At 58.1% G+C, this 20,232-nt stretch carries 14 protein-coding genes, 2 rRNA genes and 1 pseudogene (1 of these 17 only partly in view); 12 read left to right on the top strand and 5 right to left on the bottom strand.

Annotated elements, in window-relative coordinates:
- The 5 genes from BLU25_RS10785 to BLU25_RS10765 all read left to right on the top strand — a co-directional run.
- Positions 1-1,529: ribosomal RNA gene (locus tag BLU25_RS10785) — 23S ribosomal RNA — on the top strand (it extends 1,365 nt beyond the left edge of the window).
- 147 nt (positions 1,530-1,676) lie between these two features.
- Positions 1,677-1,792, top strand: a 5S ribosomal RNA gene (gene rrf, locus BLU25_RS10780).
- Between the two features lie 185 nt (positions 1,793-1,977).
- Positions 1,978-2,637 carry a paraquat-inducible protein A gene (locus tag BLU25_RS10775; protein ID WP_016781693.1) on the top strand — a complete coding sequence of 220 codons (660 nt, stop codon included), beginning with the start codon at positions 1,978-1,980 and terminating at the stop codon, positions 2,635-2,637.
- A complete protein-coding gene (locus BLU25_RS10770; protein ID WP_016781694.1) occupies positions 2,624-3,247 on the top strand; it encodes a paraquat-inducible protein A in 624 nt (207 codons plus the stop codon). The genes BLU25_RS10775 and BLU25_RS10770 overlap by 14 nt, the downstream gene beginning before the upstream one ends.
- The gene (locus BLU25_RS10765) at positions 3,240-5,543 is read left to right on the top strand and encodes a PqiB family protein (protein ID WP_016781695.1); all 2,304 of its coding nucleotides are present in this window, start codon (positions 3,240-3,242) and stop codon (positions 5,541-5,543) included. Before BLU25_RS10770 ends, BLU25_RS10765 begins: the two co-directional genes overlap by 8 nt.
- 235 nt (positions 5,544-5,778) lie before the next feature.
- Here BLU25_RS10765 and mksF read toward each other — a convergent pair whose 3' ends face one another.
- Genes mksF through mksB form a run of 3 tightly spaced genes read right to left on the bottom strand, consistent with a single transcriptional unit; the run spans position 5,779 to position 10,533 of the window.
- Positions 5,779-8,619 carry an Mks condensin complex protein MksF gene (mksF, locus tag BLU25_RS10760; protein ID WP_016781696.1) on the bottom strand — a complete coding sequence of 947 codons (2,841 nt, stop codon included), beginning with the start codon at positions 8,617-8,619 and terminating at the stop codon, positions 5,779-5,781.
- Positions 8,616-9,266: an Mks condensin complex protein MksE gene (mksE, locus tag BLU25_RS10755; RefSeq protein ID WP_016781697.1), complete on the bottom strand. Its 651-nt coding sequence runs from the start codon at positions 9,264-9,266 to the stop codon at positions 8,616-8,618. Before mksE ends, mksF begins: the two co-directional genes overlap by 4 nt.
- Positions 9,256-10,533: an Mks condensin complex protein MksB gene (gene mksB / locus BLU25_RS10750; protein WP_016781698.1), complete on the bottom strand. Its 1,278-nt coding sequence runs from the start codon at positions 10,531-10,533 to the stop codon at positions 9,256-9,258. The genes mksE and mksB overlap by 11 nt, the downstream gene beginning before the upstream one ends.
- Positions 10,534-10,677: 144 nt before the next feature.
- On the opposite strand from mksB, the gene BLU25_RS10745 reads away from it, so the two are divergent.
- Positions 10,678-11,451 carry an SPOR domain-containing protein gene (locus BLU25_RS10745; protein ID WP_083369637.1) on the top strand — a complete coding sequence of 258 codons (774 nt, stop codon included), beginning with the start codon at positions 10,678-10,680 and terminating at the stop codon, positions 11,449-11,451.
- Entirely contained in the window at positions 11,444-11,896 is a 453-nt protein-coding gene (gene rimI / locus BLU25_RS10740) for a ribosomal protein S18-alanine N-acetyltransferase (protein ID WP_016781701.1), read from the top strand. Before BLU25_RS10745 ends, rimI begins: the two co-directional genes overlap by 8 nt.
- 95 nt (positions 11,897-11,991) lie before the next feature.
- Here the strand turns inward: rimI and BLU25_RS10735 are convergent, their stop codons facing one another.
- On the bottom strand, positions 11,992-12,375 hold the full coding sequence (locus tag BLU25_RS10735; RefSeq protein WP_029611519.1) for a hypothetical protein: 384 nt from the start codon (positions 12,373-12,375) through the stop codon (positions 11,992-11,994).
- Between the two features lie 150 nt (positions 12,376-12,525).
- Here BLU25_RS10735 and can point away from each other — a divergent pair, with 150 nt between their 5' ends.
- Positions 12,526-13,170: a carbonate dehydratase gene (gene can, locus BLU25_RS10730; RefSeq protein ID WP_016781703.1), complete on the top strand. Its 645-nt coding sequence runs from the start codon at positions 12,526-12,528 to the stop codon at positions 13,168-13,170.
- A gap of 120 nt (positions 13,171-13,290) precedes the next feature.
- On the opposite strand, the gene BLU25_RS10725 is transcribed toward can, so the two are convergent.
- Entirely contained in the window at positions 13,291-14,709 is a 1,419-nt protein-coding gene (locus BLU25_RS10725; RefSeq protein WP_083369636.1) for a short-chain fatty acid transporter, read from the bottom strand.
- A 212-nt stretch (positions 14,710-14,921) separates the two neighbouring features.
- On the opposite strand from BLU25_RS10725, the pseudogene BLU25_RS23945 reads away from it, so the two are divergent.
- From BLU25_RS23945 to BLU25_RS10710, 4 genes and pseudogenes are all read left to right on the top strand, one after another.
- Positions 14,922-15,650 (top strand): annotated as a pseudogene (locus BLU25_RS23945) (PAS domain-containing protein); the annotation flags it as partial.
- 156 nt (positions 15,651-15,806) lie between these two features.
- Positions 15,807-16,238: a methyl-accepting chemotaxis protein gene (locus tag BLU25_RS23940; RefSeq protein WP_369782767.1), complete on the top strand. Its 432-nt coding sequence runs from the start codon at positions 15,807-15,809 to the stop codon at positions 16,236-16,238.
- 97 nt (positions 16,239-16,335) lie between these two features.
- Entirely contained in the window at positions 16,336-17,217 is an 882-nt protein-coding gene (locus tag BLU25_RS10715; RefSeq protein ID WP_016781706.1) for a Dyp-type peroxidase, read from the top strand.
- A gap of 242 nt (positions 17,218-17,459) precedes the next feature.
- Positions 17,460-20,228: an ATP-binding protein gene (locus BLU25_RS10710; protein WP_016781707.1), complete on the top strand. Its 2,769-nt coding sequence runs from the start codon at positions 17,460-17,462 to the stop codon at positions 20,226-20,228.
- Positions 20,229-20,232 lie beyond the last annotated feature (4 nt).

Genomic DNA, 20,232 nt, shown 5'->3' with positions numbered 1-20,232 from the left:
CGATGGAAAACAGGTTAATATTCCTGTACTTCTGGTTATTGCGATGGAGGGACGGAGAAGGCTAGGCCAGCTTGGCGTTGGTTGTCCAAGTTTAAGGTGGTAGGCTGGAATCTTAGGTAAATCCGGGATTCTAAGGCCGAGAGCTGATGACGAGTGTTCTTTTAGAACACGAAGTGGTTGATGCCATGCTTCCAAGAAAAGCTTCTAAGCTTCAGGTAACCAGGAACCGTACCCCAAACCGACACAGGTGGTTGGGTAGAGAATACCAAGGCGCTTGAGAGAACTCGGGTGAAGGAACTAGGCAAAATGGCACCGTAACTTCGGGAGAAGGTGCGCCGATGGAGGTGAAGCATTTACTGCGTAAGCCCCTGTCGGTCGAAGATACCAGGCCGCTGCGACTGTTTATTAAAAACACAGCACTCTGCAAACACGAAAGTGGACGTATAGGGTGTGACGCCTGCCCGGTGCCGGAAGGTTAATTGATGGGGTTAGCTAACGCGAAGCTCTTGATCGAAGCCCCGGTAAACGGCGGCCGTAACTATAACGGTCCTAAGGTAGCGAAATTCCTTGTCGGGTAAGTTCCGACCTGCACGAATGGCGTAACGATGGCGGCGCTGTCTCCACCCGAGACTCAGTGAAATTGAAATCGCTGTGAAGATGCAGTGTATCCGCGGCTAGACGGAAAGACCCCGTGAACCTTTACTATAGCTTTGCACTGGACTTTGAATTTGCTTGTGTAGGATAGGTGGGAGGCTTTGAAGCGTGAACGCCAGTTTGCGTGGAGCCAACCTTGAAATACCACCCTGGCAACTTTGAGGTTCTAACTCAGGTCCGTTATCCGGATCGAGGACAGTGTATGGTGGGTAGTTTGACTGGGGCGGTCTCCTCCTAAAGAGTAACGGAGGAGTACGAAGGTGCGCTCAGACCGGTCGGAAATCGGTCGTAGAGTATAAAGGCAAAAGCGCGCTTGACTGCGAGACAGACACGTCGAGCAGGTACGAAAGTAGGTCTTAGTGATCCGGTGGTTCTGTATGGAAGGGCCATCGCTCAACGGATAAAAGGTACTCCGGGGATAACAGGCTGATACCGCCCAAGAGTTCATATCGACGGCGGTGTTTGGCACCTCGATGTCGGCTCATCACATCCTGGGGCTGAAGCCGGTCCCAAGGGTATGGCTGTTCGCCATTTAAAGTGGTACGCGAGCTGGGTTTAGAACGTCGTGAGACAGTTCGGTCCCTATCTGCCGTGGACGTTTGAGATTTGAGAGGGGCTGCTCCTAGTACGAGAGGACCGGAGTGGACGAACCTCTGGTGTTCCGGTTGTCACGCCAGTGGCATTGCCGGGTAGCTATGTTCGGGAAAGATAACCGCTGAAAGCATCTAAGCGGGAAACTTGCCTCAAGATGAGATCTCACTGGAACCTTGAGTTCCCTAAAGGGCCGTCGAAGACTACGACGTTGATAGGTTGGGTGTGTAAGCGCTGTGAGGCGTTGAGCTAACCAATACTAATTGCCCGTGAGGCTTGACCATATAACACCCAAGCAATTTGCTTAGAGCGAATTGCGGTGTGTGAAGACGATACAAACCGAAAGTTTGCGGTTCACAAAACACCAAATCTATTACATACCCATTCGCTGGAGCGTGCGCCGTAAGGCAAACGACCTGGCTACCGAATTTCTTGACGACCATAGAGCATTGGAACCACCTGATCCCATCCCGAACTCAGTAGTGAAACGATGCATCGCCGATGGTAGTGTGGGGTTTCCCCATGTGAGAGTAGGTCATCGTCAAGATTAAATTCCAAACCCCCTGTCTGCTAACGCAGACAGGGGGTTTGTTTTTGCGTCGAGAAAAGTTTCGGCGCGTCCGCGCCAGGCTTCAGATCGCCTGCAGCTAAAGTCCTGCAAATAGGCACAGTTATTTTGTAGCCCGCGCACTAGAATAGGCCCAGTCATTTTCTGAGCCTGAGACTCCCTATATGCCAGATCCGGTTGACCCCCGCAGGGTGTCAGAATTACCGCTGGACGAGTTGGTGGCCTGTCATGAGTGTGATCTGTTGATGCGCAAGCCGCATCTCGCTCTCGGTGAGAAAGCCCAATGCCCGCGCTGCGGTTACGAACTCTACGCCCATAGGTACAAGGTGGTTGAACGCAGCCTTGCGCTTGTGATCGCAGCGTTGCTGCTCTACATACCTGCGAACTTTTTACCCATCATGCAACTCAATCTACTGGGCCAGGCGTCGCAAGACACGGTCTGGAGTGGTGTGCTTGGCTTGTTCAATACCGGCATGCAGGGCATCGCTGTCGTGGTGTTCCTGTGCAGCATGGGCATACCGCTGCTCAAGTTGCTCTGCCAGCTTGCCGTGTTGCTGAGTATTCGCTGGAATATCGGGCGCAGCTACGGCTTGTTGATCTACCGCATTTATCACCATCTGCGTGATTGGGGCATGCTTGAGGTGTACTTCATGGGCGTGCTGGTGGCCATCGTAAAACTGTCCGATCTGGCTGAACTGAGCCTGGGTCTGGGCCTGGTCTGCTTTGTCAGTTTGTTGCTGGTACAAGTCTGGCTGGAAGTGGTGATGTCACCTCACCAGATCTGGCAGGCGCTGTCCGGGGAGGATATTCATGCGGGCGATTGATGCGGGTATCTTGATCTGTGGCGAGTGCCACGAACTGAACAGGCAAGACCCCGACACCGACGAGCAAACCTGTACCCGTTGCGGCGAAGTGGTTCATGCGCGGCGGCCCGACAGCCTGATGCGCACCTGGGCCTTGTTGCTGACGTCGGCCATTCTCTATATCCCGGCCAACCTGCTGCCGATCATGACCGTCAACTCGTTGGGCCAGGGTTCACCGAGCACGATCATGGCGGGTGTCATTGAGCTGGTGCAGCACGGCATGATTCCGATTGCCGCCGTGGTGTTTGTGGCCAGTATTCTGGTGCCCACCTTCAAGCTGGTCGGCATTGCCTTGCTGTTGTTTTCGGTACAGCGCCATCAGCCTCTGTCTGCCCGGCAACGTATCATCATGTACCGATTTATCGAGTTCATTGGCCGCTGGTCAATGTTGGATATTTTCGTCATTGCCATTTTGGTGGCCGTGGTGAATTTTGGACGCATAGCCAGCATCGAAGCCAATCTTGGCGCTGTGGCCTTTGCCAGTGTGGTGGTGATAACGATGCTTGCAGCTGTAACTTTTGATCCCCGACTGATTTGGGATAATACGGAGTCGGACGACGACCATGAGTGACTTGCCTACTGCTAAAACCCGCCCGGCTTCCAACTGGTCGGCGATCTGGATTCTCCCGCTGATTGCCCTGGTCATCGGTGGCTGGCTGGGATGGCGTGCCTACAGCGAAACCGGCATCGATATTCAGGTGCGATTCGAGAGCGGCGAAGGCATCGTCGCCAACAAGACCGAGGTGGTCTACAAAGGCATGCCCGTGGGCAAGGTGAAAACCCTGGCCCTCGACGAGTCTGGCCCCAGCAAAGGGGTGATTGCTACCGTCGAAATGGACAAGGACGTTGAGCAATACCTGAAAACCAATACCCGTTTCTGGCTGGTCAAACCCAGTGTCACCCTGGCCGGTATCACCGGGCTCGAAACGCTGGTGTCCGGCAACTATATTGCGGTCAGTCCCGCCGATGGCGAGCCAGCACGCAAGTTCAAGGCGCTGTCGCAAGAACCGCCGCTGTCCGACACCAAACCCGGCCTGCACCTGACGCTCAAGGCTGAACGCCTGGGTTCGTTGAACCGTGGTAGCCCGGTGTTCTACAAGCAGATTCAGGTCGGGCAGATCAAAAGCTATGTGCTTTCCGAAGACCAGAGCACTGTTGAAATCAAAGTCTTTATCGAGCCGACCTACGCCAATCTGGTGCGCAAACATACGCGCTTCTGGAACGCCAGCGGTATCAGCATCGACGCCAACCTGTCGGGTGTGAAACTGCGCAGCGAATCGCTTGCCAGTATTGTGGCCGGTGGTATTGCCTTCGCCACCCCGGAGAACCGCAAGGACAGCCCGCCCACCGATTCGAGCCTGCCGTTTCGTCTTTACGAAGACTTCGATGCCGCGCAGGCGGGGATTAAGGTCAAAGTCAAACTCAGCGACTTTGAAGGTCTGCAGGCTGGCCGTACGCCGGTGATGTACAAAGGTATCCAGGTCGGTAGCCTCAAGGGCCTCAAGGTCGACCCGGACCTGACCAGCGCCAGTGCCGAGCTGACCCTGGACCCGTTGGCCGAAGATTACCTGGTGCAGGGCACCCAGTTCTGGGTGGTCAAGCCATCCATCTCGCTGGCCGGTATTACCGGGCTGGAGGCACTGGTCAAAGGCAACTACATTGCCATTCGCCCGGGTGACAAGGGCAGCACCCCCGAGCGCGAATTCGTCGCACGGCCCAAGGCGCCACCGCTGGATCTGCGCTCGCCGGGCCTGCATATGGTGCTCTTCACCGAGAACCTGGGCTCGCTGGATGTCGGCAGCCCGATTCTCTATAAGCAGGTTAAAGTCGGTTCGGTTCAGAGTTATCAGTTCTCGCGCACCAAAAAGCAGTTGGTGATCGGTGTCCATATCGAGAAGGAATACGAAAACCTGGTCAACGCCTCGACCCGTTTCTGGAATGCCAGCGGTATCACCCTGACCGGTGGCTTGACCGGTGGTATCCAGGTTAAAAGCGAATCGCTGCAAAGCTTGATGGCCGGCGGCATTGCCTTTGAGACGCCAGAAGCGAAGGCACCGCTGCAAAAACGTATTCCGCGTTTCCGCCTGTTCACTGACCGTGATGCGGCCATGCAGCAAGGCGTGCCCGTGACCATTAAGGTTGCGCGTGCCGATGGCCTGCGTGCTGGCACACCGATTCGTTTCAAGGGCCTGGATGTTGGCAAGATTGAGAGTGTCGACCTGAGTGACGATCTGCAATCGGTGATGCTGCAGGCGCGTATTACCGAAGTCCCGGATCGCATCGCACGGGTGGGCAGCCAGTTCTGGGTGGTCAAACCAGAACTTGGCTTGATGAAAACGGCGAACCTCGAAACCCTGGTCACCGGCCAGTACCTTGAAGTGCAACCGGCGAGCAAGCAACTGGGACGCCAGACCAGCTTTGTCGCATTGGAACAGGCCCCGGATGCCGCCGTACCACAAGCCGGCTTGAGCCTGGTTTTGAGTGCTGCCCGTCGTGGCTCGCTGAAAGAAGGTGTACCTGTCACCTACCGTGAAGTGACTGTAGGCAAAGTCACCGGCTATGAGCTGGGCAACACCGCCGATCGTGTATTGGTACATATCCTGATCGAGCCGCGTTACGCACCGCTGGTGCGCAGCGGCAGCCGCTTCTGGAACACCAGCGGTTTCGGTGTCGACTTCGGCCTGTTCAAGGGCGCGACGATTCGCACTGAATCCCTGGAAACCCTGGTTCAGGGTGGCATTGCCTTTGCCACGCCGGAGGGTGACAAGCTGGGTAACCAGGCCCGCCCTGAGCAAACCTTCCCGCTCTTCGACAAGTTCGAAGACGAATGGCTGCAATGGGCGCCGAAGATCCCGCTAGGCAAATAAGCTGCATAAAAAAACCGCGATCACTGATCGCAATCTTGTTCATTTAAGCGATTTCTGCCTCTGTGGGAGCGGGCTTGCTCGCGATGGTCGTAAACGATGACGCGTATTTACTGAGTAAATTCGGTGCTCTGAAGACCATCGCGGGCAAGCCCGCTCCCACACTTGAGCTGTGTCGCTCTTAAGTGAGCAAGATTGCGATCAATGATCGCGGTTTTTTTATGCTCGGGAATCAGCCTCAGACTTCATCCAGTTCGGGTTCTGCAACCACCGTCAGTGCATCAGGTTTCACCTCGTCATGACGACGAATGTACTTCCAGTCGTCTTCATCGATGTAAATCCCGTTGGGGCCGCTGCCGCCCTCCAGGTCGATGGCCACATGGGCGCAGACCTGCGGTTTGACACTGGCCAGGATCGGCACAAAGCCCAGTTGCAAACTGGTTTCCAGCAGCGCGGTCTGGTTTTTTTCGTCGATGTCCGCGGCTTCGTCCAGGTAGTACGGCAAGCGGATACGCCCGGCCTGATCACGGTCCATCAAGTGCAGCAACAAATACATGTTGGTCAGTGCCTTGATGGTCATGGTCGTACCGTTGGACGCGGCACCGTCGATATCGGTATGGATCACCGGCTGACCATTGAGCTTGGTGATCTCGAACGCCAGCTCGAACAGGTCCTTGAGGCCCAGCTGGTTATGATTGGCTGCCACCAGCCGCGCCAGGTATTCCTTGGCCTCTTCGTTCTTGTTGTCTTGCTCGGCGCTCTGGCTGAGGTCGAACACCGACAGGGTTTCGCCTTCTTCGTACTGGCCGGCGCTGTGGATTATCTGGTCGATATGCTTGAGGGCCTCCTTGTTCGGCGCCAATACGATACGGAAGCTCTTGAGGTTGGATACCTGACGTTTGTTGATCTCGCGGTTGAACAGCGCCAGTTGATGCTCAAGGCTGTCGTAGTCGCTGCGGATATTGCGCAGCGTACGGGCGATATCGGTGACGGCCGCGCGGCGCGCCTTGCCCAGGGTCAGGGCTTCTTCGGTGCGGTGGGCGTAGGCGTTGATCAACAACTGCAGGCGCCGCTCCATATCGTCTTCACTGTCGAACTTGGCCACGCCCTTGAGGCGCACCTGCGCGTACAGTGCCTCGATCTGACCGTCGCAACGCAACAGGCCTTGCCAGCTATCTTGATAGTCGTTGAGCAATGGCAACAGGTTGTCCATCGAGTCGTCGACCGGGTCCATAAAGGGCGTGCCAAAGGGCAGGTCGGCTGGCAGCAGCTGGCGTCGGCGCAAGCTGTCATCCAGGGTGCGCTGCTTGGCTTCCATGTCGCCCAGCTGACGGGCGACCAGTTGCAACTTGGCCGACAACTGCTGGACGCGCTCGGTAAAGGCATCGCTGGAGCGCTTCAACTCGTCCTGCGCAGCTTCGGCCTGGGCCAGTTGTTCAAGTTTTTCGCCTTCTTCGGCACTGAGCGTCTGGCTACGGCGGAAATCTTCCAGGGCCTTTTGCGCATCCAGTACCTGTTGATACAGAGCCTCGGCTTCGCTCTTGCTCGCAGCGCGATCAGAGGTCACGGCTTGCTGGGTTTTCAGTTGCTTGAGTTCTTTTTCCAGACGCTCCTTCTGCTCGCGCAAGGCTGCGCGGTCGGCCAGGGCCTGCAGGGCAGGGGGCTCGATATGGCTGAGGTCGATGGACAGGCCCGGCGCTTCAAAACGCTCGCCTTTAAAGCCGTCGAGGATCAGCTCCAGCGACTTGACCCAGGCGTCGCTGTCATCCAGCGCAATCCCGTGCTCACCCAGGGGCAGGCTGAACAGGGCGCTGTTGAATAGACGCATCAGGCGTTCCACATCCTGCTGCGAAAACTCTTCACGCAGGCGGGCATAGCTGTTGTTGTCGGCGTGATCGAGCTGCTGCTTGACCGACTTGAGGCGTTTTTCCAGGTCGCGCAGACGCTCGTCCAGATCCTCGGCACTGAACTGTCGCGATTGCGCCAGGGCGCCCGCCAGTTCGTCGTGGGCGTCCTTGGCGCTCAGCAGTTGTTGCTCCAGCACTTTGACATCGTCGACCAGGGCGAAGCGATGCTTGAGCACCGACAACTCGCCGAGCCAGCGCTGGATACCGGAAATTTCCCGCTCCAGACGCATCAACTCCTGGGTGCTGCTGCGCTGGTCGTTTTGCAGGGCGTCCTGTTGGTTGCGGTAGTGCTCGGACTGGATCAGCAGCTCTTCCTTGCGGGCGCAGGCGTAGTCCTGCCAGGTACCGAGCAGGGAGTCGAGCAGCGGTGACAGGCGATGCAGTTTGCCGCGCAGCAGGTCGCGCTGGCGAACACCTGCGGCCAATGCCTCGACCAACGGTCCGGCGCCGACCAGTGCGTTGTAGTCCTGTTCCATGCGTCGTACATCACGGAAGGCTTCTTCGCATGCCGCAATGTAATCCACGCTACCCGAGCGCAGGCTGTGTTCGAACGCATCGAGGAACAGTTGCTTGAGCTTGGCGGCGGTGATTTCGCGCATATGCAGCAAGTTGATAAACAGTGCGCGGAAGGTCTTGAGGCTTTGTTCGCTGGTGGAGCGCAGCGGGATCAGGGTCAGGTCCAGCGGGATCGACGTATGGCCACCCACCAGCAAGCGGCGCAGTTCATCAGGCTTTAGCTCGTAGGCTTTGAGGCCATTGCGCTCAAGGTTGTTGAACAGCTCCTTCTGGCGCAGGCAGGTATCGTCTTTCTGGTAATGGGCCAGGTCCAGTTTGCCGGCGTAGGCAAAAAACTGGTGACCGAAGCCGCCACCCGGGCCGCGCCCTACAACACCGATGACATGGGGGCCGTGGGGCAGGGACACTTCGACCAGGATATAGCTGGTGTCCGAGGCGAAGTAGAAGCGTCGCGACTGCTCAAGGCTGTATTTGCCGAAGCTCATATCTGACATGCGCGCCAGAATAGGGAACTGCAAGGCGTTGATCGATGCCGATTTACCGAGGTTATTTGCCCCATAGACTGACAGCGGATGTTCCAGTGGAAACAGCCCCAGGCTGTAACCGGCGGTGTTCAACAGGGCAAAGCGGCGAATGCCGTAGCGTTCCTGGCTCATGCGTCCATCTCCTGTTGTTCGTCGGCAATGGCCCGGGCCAATGCGGCTTCGTCGTCTTCACTGTCGTCATCGGCCAGTACCGGTGCAGGTAGCGGCAGGATGCTGTGCAGGCTGGCGGCCAGATCGCGGTCTTGCTGTACCGACAGGCATACATCAAGAAAACGGTGCATGGGCGGCAGAAAGCGGTAGATGCCGGGTTCTTCGCTGGCAAAACCGAGCTGGGTCATGCGGCGCATGATTTTTTCTTCCAGTTCGTCCTGGCTGGTAACTTCAGCCTGGACAAACAGGTCGCGGTATTTTTCCAGCAGCGCGGGCAGCTCGTCGCGGCCCAGGCTGCCACCGTCGAGCACGGCAATCGGGTCGCGGCCCTGATCGGCCAGGTGCTCGACAATGATGAAGGTGAACAGCGCCAGACGCTGTGCGGTCTTGTTTACCTGGGCGGTGGCAGTGTCGGGCACAAAGTAATAAAAACCGCGGGTATCACACACCAGTTCAAAACCCAGGGCTTTGAACAGGGCGCGGTATTGATCCTGGAAGTTCGACAGTTGCGCGTACAGCTCCGGGTCGCGGCGGCTGACGTGATAACCCTTGAACAGCTCACGAAAAATCGGTGCCAGTTGGGACAGTTCGGAAAGATCAAGATGCATGCAGAGGGCTCGCAGTAGTCTGGGTTGCATCTTCGCTGTGGGAAAGCAGAGCGAAGGAGCGCAGGCTGACCAAATGTTCGTGGGTGTGGTAATCGCGGCGCTCAAGGCGTTCGCGCACGAAGCGTTTTTCCCGGGACAGGCGCGAGAACCAGTACAGCAATTCGTCGGTGTCGCCCTCGGGCTCCTGGGCCAGGAGCCAGCTCATCAAGTCCGGCATCGGCAGCGCATCGCTGCAGCGATCGAGCATTTCCTTGACCGTGCGCGGGGCCTTGGGTGTTTCGCCCCGATGGACCTTGTGTGCCTTAGGAAATTTCGCCGGCTTGGGCTCGAAGCGGGCCAGGGCATACACATAAGCCTCAACCTGGCTGGCGCTGCCCAAAAAAGTGCTTTGCGGGCGGGTGAACATTGGCATCGAGGCTTGCGGCACGGCGTCCAGGCCTTTACGGCGGATGGCCGCCAGGGCCAGCGCCGCGCCGCGGGTCACGGCGTTGTGCCGGCGGGCTTCCTCACGCAACGGCAGCAGCAGCTCGCGGGCATGGCGCAGGGTCATCTGGGCGCTGGTTTGCATTTCAAGGATGCGCGCATGGGTGCGCAATAGCATGTCGTCGTCCACCAGATGGCCGAGACGTTGCTGTTCGCTGAGCATGCGCAGCAGCACCACTTCGACTTTGCGCACGCCTTGTTCGAAAGCACCGTCGGCGTTGACCAGCTGGATCATCGGTTCGACGTATTCGTCCCACGTTGCCAATACCTCGGCGTACCGCTGGCGCAACGGAATTTGCCGGTCGCTGGTCTTGGCCCGTTCGGCCACGGCCACCAGCGCCTGTTCATCGTTGGCGAGTTTTTTCAATACATCGCGTACGCGCATGTCGAGCAAGCGCAGCTGGCGTGCCAGATCGTGGCCGTCACGGATGTCGAAGGCGTCCTGGATATAACCCGCCAGCCGCTCCAGATGGCGCAGGTAGGCTTCGATTTCCAGGCACAGGCCAAGGCGGTGCTCGTGGCGCAGATAGGCGAGGAAGTCGTGGATCTGGGCGTTGAGTTCGAAACGGTTGGGGCTTTTGGCGACCGGCACCAGAATATCCAGACGAATCCAGGCATCGAGCACGGCGGTGATGTCCTGCGGGGTGCTGTCCACCTGATGGGCGGCCAGTTGCAGGCGCAATTCGTTGAGGCTCAAGGTGCCCTGGTCGAAGTGTTCACACAACGGCTCAAGGAGTGCCCAGTGCTCGGCGAGGGCACGTAATACGCGCTTGGGTTCGATCATGGGAGGGCCGGTCAATTGGCTATGAAAGGTCGCGATTGTACTGCAACGTGCGGTCGAGTCATCACTTGGCGGATCAACTGCGGGCGGGAAGGGCAGAAGGGCGGTAGAATCCCCTCTCTTTAGTTATCCACAGATGGCCGACCTTTGTTGAACGAGTCCCGCCGCCGCGCTTTCTTGACTGCCATGCAAGTGGTCAGTTGGTTGCCGCGCACTGAGTTGCCGTTTGCCGCACCTTCGCGGCCAGAACTACTGGTGCTCCCTGAGCCGCCCGCCGAGCCTGTGATCGCAAGGCCTGCGGTCAAGGCGGCGGTTGCGCCGGGCAAACCTGCCGAGCGACCAAAAATCGAAGTGCCCAGGCCTTCGGTCAGTCGCCCTGTCAGCAAACCGGTGGTCGCAGCCGGGCCGGCACCTGTCACGACCAAGGCAGTACCGTTGCCACCACCGCGTTTTGCCTTGCAGTTGCTGCGGGCCGGGCGTTGCCTGGTGCTGGTGGAGTTACCCACAGGTGGCGCCTTCCAGAGTCGCGATCCGGCCTACTTATTGTTAAAGGATATGTTGCGTGCTGCCGGCTTGCCCGACAGCCCGCAAATCATCGGCGAGCCGGTGCGCTGGCCGTTGTTGCGGCGTGGCAATGTCGATCAGGGCCCGGACGCGGCCCGTGAGTTTGTGCAGGGCTTCGTCATGGCCCGCCTGGAAGAGGCCGAATGTGCCTGCTTATGGCTGATCGGGCTGCCCGCCGTGCGCTTTGCCGGTGAAGCCGATGCCGAAGCGTTCAACACTGAACTGCAAATCGAAGGGCTGGGCAGCGCATGGGCGCTGCCGGGCCTGGAACTCTTGATGGATGAGCCACAGCGCAAAGCGCATGTGTGGCAAGCCATGCGCCGGCTGATGGCGCGCTGGAAACACAATGATGAGTGATGCGGTAACTTTTCGCCCGATGACCGAGGCGGACCTTGATGCAGTCTTGAAAATTGAATACGCCGCTTTCAGCCATCCGTGGACGCGGGGGATTTTCCTCGACGGTCTGGGCAAATACCATATCTGGCTGATGTTTGAAGGCGAGCAGCAGGTAGGGCATGGCGTGGTGCAGATCATTCTCGACGAAGCGCATCTGCTCAATATCACCGTCAAGCCCGAAAGCCAGGGCCGCGGCCTGGGCCTTAAACTGCTTGAGCACTTGATGTCGATTGCCTACCAGCATGAGGCCCGTGAGTGCTTCCTGGAGCTGCGCGACAGCAACACCGCGGCGTTCAAGTTGTATGAACGTTACGGCTTCAACGAAATCGGCCGTCGCCGCGACTACTACCCGGCAGTGGGTGGGCGTGAAGATGCGGTGGTGATGGCCTGTACGCTGGTCGACTGACGGCTATAAATGGTTGTTGTGGGAGCAGTGGTGTTTCAGTGACACACCGTGTCGATCGCTATCGCGAGCAAGCCCGCTCCCACAGGTCCTGCCTTTTAGCGCTTGCGCCCCACCGGGTCGATTTCCGCCAGTTCGGCTTCATCCAGTCCCTTGCCGGCGCCGATGTCGTCTTCGTCGACCAGGCTCAAATCCCAGTCGGCCGCACCGTCCGGGCTCTGGGCCGCCTCCTTGGCATCGCGGGCGCCGTCTTCGCGGATCAGCATCTCCTGTTCAAGGTCGTCATCGTTGAGGCCCAGATCCAGTTCGTCATCCAGCGCTGCCCTGTGCTTGACGCCAACGTCGTCGACAAATAGATCACTGATAGGCTCATAGCTATCGTCTTCGTCAAAATCCAGTGGCTCAACCGAGCCCATTGCGTCTTCGATATCGTCTATGGGCGCGGGTTGCGGTGCCCCGTAGGGGCGACGTGAATCAGTCATGGCAAATCCTCAAAGTCCGGGGTCTTGATAGGATGACTGTAGCCATTGCTGAAGATTCCACCCAACTGACCGCCGGAATGTCATGGCGCAAGTGACCCCGACCGCTGGTCGGCTGTCAAAACAGCGCATCAACTCTTGAGGCCTCACAGCATGAACGAACTACAAGATCTGATTGATAACAACGAGCGTTGGGCCGATGCGATCAAGCAGGAAGATCCCGACTTCTTCGCCAAGCTGGCCCGCCAGCAAACGCCGGAATACCTATGGATTGGTTGTTCGGATGCCCGCGTACCGGCCAATGAAATTGTCGGCATGTTGCCCGGCGATCTGTTTGTACACCGCAACGTGGCCAACGTGGTGTTGCACACGGACTTGAATTGCCTGTCGGTGATTCAGTACGCGGTGGATGTGTTGAAGGTCAAACATATTCTGGTCACCGGCCACTATGGCTGTGGCGGCGTGCGCGCCTCCATGACGGATCAGCAGATGGGCCTGATTGATGGCTGGCTGCGCTCGATCCGCGACCTGTACTACGAAAACCGCGAAGTGCTGGCGCTGCTGCCCACCGAGGAAGAGCGCGTCGACCGTTTGTGCGAGTTGAATGTGATCCAGCAGGTGGCGAACGTCGGTCACACCAATATTGTGCAAAATGCCTGGCATCGCGGGCAGAAGCTGTCGGTGCATGGCTGCATCTACGGGATCAAGGACGGCCGCTGGAAGAGCCTGAACACCACCATCAGCGGTCTTGACCAGTTGCCGCCGCAGTATCGCTTGCGGCCGGCGGGTTCGGTCTGAGTTTGCAGGCCTGACCTGTGGGAGCGGGCTTGCTTGCGATTCAGGCGGCGCGGTAATGCAGGAAAACCGCGTCGATACCATCGCGAGCAAGCCCGCTCCCACATTGGGTTATGAGTTCACTTACGGCATCACTGGCGCCGTATACACCAGCGTTGTTCCCAATGCCCACAGCAAAAACAGCACCAGGGGCGTGTGTACCAGCAGCTGCACAAACGAGAAACCGATCAAGTCCCGCGCCTTCAACCCCAGTACGCCCAGCAGCGGCAGCATGTAAAACGGGTTGATCAGATTGGGTAACGCCTCGGCGGCGTTGTAGATCTGCACGGCCCAGCCCAGGTGATAGCCCAGGTCATTGGCCACCTGCATCACATACGGTGCTTCGATAATCCACTTGCCGCCGCCCGATGGAATAAAAAAGCCCAGAATCGCCGAATACACACCCATTAATAACGCGTAGGTGTCATGGGACGCGATCTGCACGAAAAACGTCGAAATATGATGGGCCAGGGTTTGCCCGTCAGTTCCTTTGACCACTGTCATCAGCGCTGCAATCGAGCCATAGAGCGGGAACTGGATCATCACCCCGGTGGTGGTCGGCACGGCGCTGGCCACGGCATTCAGAAAGCTGCGCGGACGCCAGTGCAGCAGGGCGCCGAGCATCAGGAACAGAAAATTGTAGGTGTTGAGCCCCGAGATGGCGCTGATCGCCGGTTTGGTCGAAAACTCATGGAACAGCCAGCCCGCGGCCAGCAATACCAGTAACAGGGTCAGCAGCGGGCTGTACTCCAGCCACTCGCCGGGCCGTGTGCGCGGTGGCAGCTCGGGTGAGCTGAAGCTGGGGTCGATACCGCAGGCCGCCGCGTCGCGGGCCGATTCAGCGCCGGGGGCGGTGGCATAAGCCACGATTAGCGATACCACCACCAGTGCCGCCAGCAACACGCCGGACTGCCAGAGAAAGATGGTTTCGGTGAAGGGAATAACCCCGGTGATCGCCAGAATCGATGGCGGCAAACTGGCAGGGTTGGCTTGCAACTGTGCCGCCGAAGACGACAACCCCAGCGCCCACACTGCGCCAAGGCCCAGATACGCAGCAGCGCCAGCGGCGCGATAGTCCATGCGCAGGTTGGTGCGCCGGGCCAGCGCCCGTACCAGCAACCCGCCAAAAACCAGCGACAGCCCCCAGTTGAGCAATGACGCGACCATTGAAATCAACGCTACCCAGCACACCGCCTGGCGCCCGTTTTTCGGCACCCGGGCCAGTTTATCGATCAATTTGACGGCGGGTGGCGAGCTGGCCACCACATAACCGCCAATGACCACGAAGGCCATTTGCATGGTGAACGGGATCAGGCTCCAGAAGCCGTCACCAAACGCCATTGCGGCATCGGTGGGTTTGGCGCCCATCAGCATTGTGGCCAGTGCCACGGTGATCACCGCCACAGCGGCGAACACCCAGGAATCAGGAAACCAGCGTTCGGCAAAGTTCGAACAGCGCAGGGCAAAGCGGGCAGAGCGGCTGTCTGTAATCTCAGCGGCCATGGGGAGTACCTCGGATTTCTTATGGTTATGGGATGGCCTGAGCACAGTAAATCAATCCGTCAGCAATTCCGATGGCCTGCTGTGGCATGGCAATGAATTTGCAGGGTTGTTCAGTCGCTTGAATTTTGGATGAACGGTCGTTTTTGCCGCTCCAGAAAAGCCGTTCAAAGCCGATTCTGTTGCACGCATTCTTTCATTGCTCCAGGTACCTCATGTTCAACACACGCTTGAAGCAAGAGCTGTCGGCTCTTCGCGAAGAAATATCCAGTCTTCAGCAAGTCCGGGAGAGCCTTGACAGCGAAATGCTGGTGCTGTCCCTGGGCGCGGATGGACGCATCGAGACGGCCAACCCCAATTTCATCCAGCAGATGCATTACAGCAGTACCGCGTTGCTGGGCCTGCATATTGATGAACTGGTGCCGGCCTACCTGAAAAACGACGAGCACACCCTGCGTTTCAAAACCGCCATGAACCGCAAGGAGCATTACAGCGGCAACGTGCGCTTGCTGCGCGGCAACGGTCAGGAGGCGTGGTTGCGTTCGATCATGCAACCGATCCTGGACTCCGCAGGCCGGGTGTTGCGCATCTCGATTTTCTCCAGCGACCTGACGCGTACCATTGAGGCCTCCCGCGATCATGAAAACCTGATGAGCGCGCTGATGCGCTCCACTGCGGTGATCGAGTTCAACCTCAAGGGTGAAGTGCTGACTGCCAATGAGCGCTTTCTTGCAGGCATGGGTTACACCCTGGCGCAGATCCAGGGCAAACATCACCGGATGTTCTGCACCCCGCAAGAACAGAACAGTGCCGAGTACCAGGCCTTTTGGCAGCGATTGAACGCGGGTGAGTTTGTCGCGGCACGTTTTCAGCGCATCGACAGCCATGGCCGTGATGTCTGGCTGGAGGCCACCTACAACCCGGTGCGGGACGCCAACAACACCCTGTACAAAGTGGTGAAATTCGCCACGGTGATCACTGACCAGATCCATCGAGAGCAAGCCGTTTCTGACGCGGCCGGCATCGCTTACAGCACTTCACTGCAAACCGACAACAGCGCCCAGCGCGGCACCAAAGTGGTGACCGAGGCGGTGGAAGTCATGCGCGACCTGGCCCGGCATATGCAGCAGGCGGGTGATGGTATTGAAGCCCTGAGCGATCAGTCGCAAGTGATTGGCAGCATCGTCAAGACCATCAGCTCGATTGCCGACCAGACCAACCTGCTGGCGCTCAACGCCGCCATCGAGGCCGCGCGGGCCGGGGAGCAGGGCCGTGGCTTTGCCGTCGTGGCTGACGAAGTGCGGCAATTGGCCTCGCGCACCAGCAGAGCCACTGAAGAAATCATCGGCGTGGTGCGGCAAAACCAGGACATGGCGCGTGATGCCGTGGCCCTGATGGCCGATGGCAAACTCCAGGCCGAAGCAGGGCTGGCGCTGGCCGCCGAAGCGGGCACGGTGATTGTCGAAATTCAGGATGGCGCGCAGAAAGTGGTCAACGCCGTAGGGCAGTTTGCCAACCAACTGTCGTCCTGAGCCTTGATTTGCTGGGGTTGAACTTAAGAAAAATCCGCGTGAAGTGACGGAAAAAGTACTGGTAGGAGTAAACTCGGAACTTTCCAAAGGAGTTTCTATGAGTCACTACCAGTCGAGCATTCTTGCCAAACCGATACCTTCGCAAGCGCGTTACATGTTTTTCGCCCTCAAGTCAGTAGAAGCTTTGCCGGCTGCACTGGACACCTTGTCGCAGTGGGTGGATGGCAAAGGCGTGGTGGCCGGTTTTGGTTCGCCGCTGGTATTGGCACTGGGCGCGAAAGTCCCGGGCTTGCGAGTGTTTCCTGCTATCAATGCGATGGTTGAAAACCCGTCGACCCAGCACGCCCTGTGGTTGTGGTTGCTGGGTGATGACCGCGGGGAGCTGCTGCACCGCAGCCAGGCCATCGAGACTGCACTGGCGCCTGCGTTCAACCTGCTGCAAGTGACCGAAGGCTTCCGTTACGGCACTGACCGTGACCTGACCGGCTACGAAGACGGCACTGAAAACCCGGTGGACGAAGCGGCTGTGGACGCCGCCCTCGTGGCCAATGCGGGCGCCGGACTGGACGGGGGCAGCTTTGTGGCCATCCAGCAGTGGCAGCACGACCTCAACGGCTTCGCCGCACTGCCGTCCGAGGAGCAGGACAACATCATGGGCCGTCGCAAGAGCGACAACGAAGAGCTGGACGATGCGCCAGAGTCTGCCCACGTCAAACGCACCGCCCAGGAAAGCTTCACGCCAGAGGCCTTTATTGTGCGCCGCTCGATGCCGTGGACAGAAAACGGCAAGTCCGGGCTGATGTTTGTTGCCTTTGGCCGCACGCTGAACGCCTTTGAAGTGCAACTGCGGCGTATGAGCGGCCTGGAAGACGGCATTATCGATGGCCTGTATCGCTACAGCCGTCCGCTTAATGGTGGCTACTACTGGTGCCCGCCGATGAAAGACGGGCGCATGGATTTGAGTGCGGTGCGGCCGTAACAAGCTTCACTTCCCCCCGTAGCAGCTGACGAGCGGAGCGAGGCTGCGATCGGCTGCAAAGCAGTCGCAAACCCAGACGACCGGGTTTAACTGATACACCGCAGTCACAGGATTTGCGACTGCTACGCAGCCGATCGCAGCCTCGCTCCGCTCGTCAGCTGCTACGCAGAGCGTAGTCAGCGACGACTGGTTTCAGGAATTGTCTGATTATTTTTTTCCTGCCCCGGCCTCAGGCTTGCGGCATGAAATCGACCCCTCAAGCCGCCCGAAAACTTCTGCACTTATTTGCCAGCGGTTTGATCGTCGCGGCCATCGCCAGTTCGTTCATTTATTTGCGCTCGGTCTTTAACCAGGAAGTGTCCCTGCGCCGCAGTTTTATGAACGAGGCGGTATTCAATGCCCAGGATTTTTTCGTCAGTCGCCAGACGCTGCTCAAGAGCCTGGTGCTGGCGACTGTGCCTGACAAGAAAGGTAATGAAGCATTTGTCAGCGTTGATCCAGAAGAAGAGCTCAACATCAATCTGGGCAGCGAAGCCGGCCACTGGAGCCTGTGGCTGACCCGGCGGATGACGGACTATCTGCACGAAAGCAAAGTCAATCTGCTGTACGTGCCACAAACAGACAAGCCCAAGGTGGTGCGTTTGTTTGACGCTTCCGGCAGCCTGGAACCGTTGCCCCAGGTAGTGCTGCAACGTCTGGTCGATGAGGGCGCCAAGGCCTATTCATTTGGTGATGATCTGTGGCTCACGGATAACCGGGTCCTGGATTCGCCCTTTTATTTATTCTCCCGTCTTGATAACCGTAACCTGTCTTCCGGCTGGCTGGGCATTGAGGTCGAAGTGCCGGATCTGGTGGAGGCCTTGCGCAGTGAAAGTGCCGGAGACTTCATGCTGCTCAACGGTCAAGGCCAGATTCTGTTCACCAACGCCGCACAATCCACGCTGGTCGGTTCATTGCAGACGCTGGAACCCAAGAATTCGTTTGGCTTTATCGGTAGTGGCTGGTTGCCCGATAGCCTGGCAATCAGGAAGAAGCTGGGCTATTCGGGCTGGCAAATTGTGTATGCCGTAGATATCAAATCGTTATTGCCTGTATTGGGCGGGCCTTTGCTGGGCTGTGTGTTGTTGTTTATTGCAATTTGCATCGGCTTGCGATTACTGATTGTGCGTATTGATCGGCGCCTGATCACCCCGGGTGAGATACGCATTCAGGCGCTGGTTGAAAGTGAGGCGTTCAGTCGTGCCGTCTTGCAAGTTGCACCGATGGCCCTGTGTGTGATTCGGCGCACAGACGGCACTGTGGTGCTGGAAAACTCCTTGTCACAACAGTGGCTGGGTAACGGCACTGAGCGCAGCAAGTTATGTCATGGCTGGATTTCTCGCGCGTTCGATGAATGTGACTTGCGCAACAGCGATGAGATCGAAATGGAAGATGGCCGCCTTCTGTACCTGGCGTTTGCGCCCACACGCTACAAAGGTCAGGACGTACTGATTTGCGCGTTCAGTGACATCAGCGCACGCAAGCAGATTGAAGTCACCCTCGAACGTGCCCGGCAGCTGGCGGACCGGGCCAATGAGGCCAAGACCCTGTTTCTGGCTACCATGAGCCATGAAATCCGCACCCCCCTGTACGGCGTATTGGGCACCCTGGAGCTGCTGGCGCGTACCGATCTCAACGATCAGCAGAACAACTATCTCAAGGCCATCGAACGCTCATCCGGCAACTTGTTGCAGCTGATTTGCGACGTGCTGGATGTGTCACGGATCGAGGCGGGTCAACTGCAACTGGAACTCAATACCTTCAGCCCCCTGGAGCTGATAGAAGAGGTGGTTCAGGGCTACAGTGGCGCGGCTCAGGCCAAGGGCCTGCAGTTGTTTGCATTGATTGATTCGACGGTGCCCGAATGGCTCAGCGGCGATGTCACCCGTATCCGCCAGATCCTGAACAACCTGCTCAACAACGCCCTGAAATTCACCGACTACGGGAAAATCGTCCTGCGCCTGAAAATGGACAGCCGTGACGATGAGCGCGTCATGCTGCATTGGCAGGTCTCCGATACTGGCAAAGGTATTGCCCATGAAGAGCAGGCCCATCTGTTCGAGCCTTTTTATCAAGTGGAGTCAGCCAAAAACGTGGTCGCCGGTACCGGGCTGGGCCTGTCCATCTGCAAGCGTCTTATGCACTTGATGAACGGCACCATGCGCCTGGTCAGCGAGCCGGGGCTGGGCAGCAGTTTTACCCTGCATCTGCCCCTGGTGCAGGTTAACGAGCCGGCGCGTTTGAGCCCTTTCGGCGAATTGGCTGCCAGCGTTGTTTATGTGGTTTCACCCGTGCGCGAGCTGGCCGAGTGTTATTGCGCCTGGTTGCGCCGTTGGGGCGCGCGGGCTTATCTGGGCGCACCGAAACCAGGGGATGCACCCGATGCTGCTGTTTTACTGGAGCTGCATCCTGGTGCCGCCCGGCAATTGCTTGAACCTGGGTGGACGGGACCGCTGGTGGTAGCCGCCAGTGACATGTCGGTAGCTCCCGCCGTTGACAACCCTTGCTGGCAAGCGGACCTGAGCAGTTTGCAGAACGTCTATCGCGCCCTGTGCAAGGCTCAGGGCATGGGAATGGGGGCCGATCTTGAGCCGGGTACGGCGAAGACGGAACTCAAACTGGATTTGCGCATTCTGGTTGCCGAAGACAACGTGATCAATCAACTGATTCTGCGCGATCAGCTTGAAGAGTTGGGTTGCACCGTGACATTGGTCAGCGATGGCCTGGAAGCACTTGAGCGTTGGCGGGATGAGGATTTTGATCTGCTGCTGACCGACGTCAACATGCCGAAAATGAATGGCTATGAGCTGGCGGCCCGGTTGCGGGCCATGAACATCACGCTGCCGATCATTGGGGCAACGGCCAATGCCATGCGCGAGGAGAGCGAGCGCTGTCTGAATGCGGGGATGAATCATTGCCTGATCAAGCCTTTTACGCTGCACACCCTATACAACTGTCTTCAGCACTTCTAAAGGA

It is taken from the genome of Pseudomonas fragi (assembly GCF_900105835.1).
Taxonomy (GTDB): Bacteria; Pseudomonadota; Gammaproteobacteria; order Pseudomonadales; family Pseudomonadaceae; genus Aquipseudomonas; species Aquipseudomonas fragi.
Note: the sequence above shows the minus strand (reverse complement) of the source record. Positions and strands in the feature narration are given on the sequence as shown.

Bases quoted from the DNA above. Each gene is read 5' to 3' on its own strand.
- rimI (WP_016781701.1), top strand. From the start codon at position 11,444: ATGAGTGATGCGGTAACTTTTCGCCCGATGACCGAGGCGGACCTTGAT.
- BLU25_RS10725 (WP_083369636.1), bottom strand. From the start codon at position 14,709: ATGGCCGCTGAGATTACAGACAGCCGCTCTGCCCGCTTTGCCCTGCGC.
- can (WP_016781703.1), top strand. From the start codon at position 12,526: ATGAACGAACTACAAGATCTGATTGATAACAACGAGCGTTGGGCCGAT.
- mksF (WP_016781696.1), bottom strand. From the start codon at position 8,619: ATGAGCCAGGAACGCTACGGCATTCGCCGCTTTGCCCTGTTGAACACC.
- BLU25_RS10765 (WP_016781695.1), top strand. From the start codon at position 3,240: ATGAGTGACTTGCCTACTGCTAAAACCCGCCCGGCTTCCAACTGGTCG.
- mksE (WP_016781697.1), bottom strand. From the start codon at position 9,266: ATGCATCTTGATCTTTCCGAACTGTCCCAACTGGCACCGATTTTTCGT.
- mksB (WP_016781698.1), bottom strand. From the start codon at position 10,533: ATGATCGAACCCAAGCGCGTATTACGTGCCCTCGCCGAGCACTGGGCA.
- BLU25_RS10735 (WP_029611519.1), bottom strand. From the start codon at position 12,375: ATGACTGATTCACGTCGCCCCTACGGGGCACCGCAACCCGCGCCCATA.
- BLU25_RS10775 (WP_016781693.1), top strand. From the start codon at position 1,978: ATGCCAGATCCGGTTGACCCCCGCAGGGTGTCAGAATTACCGCTGGAC.
- BLU25_RS10710 (WP_016781707.1), top strand. From the start codon at position 17,460: ATGAAATCGACCCCTCAAGCCGCCCGAAAACTTCTGCACTTATTTGCC.
- BLU25_RS23940 (WP_369782767.1), top strand. From the start codon at position 15,807: ATGCGCGACCTGGCCCGGCATATGCAGCAGGCGGGTGATGGTATTGAA.
- BLU25_RS10715 (WP_016781706.1), top strand. From the start codon at position 16,336: ATGAGTCACTACCAGTCGAGCATTCTTGCCAAACCGATACCTTCGCAA.
- BLU25_RS10770 (WP_016781694.1), top strand. From the start codon at position 2,624: ATGCGGGCGATTGATGCGGGTATCTTGATCTGTGGCGAGTGCCACGAA.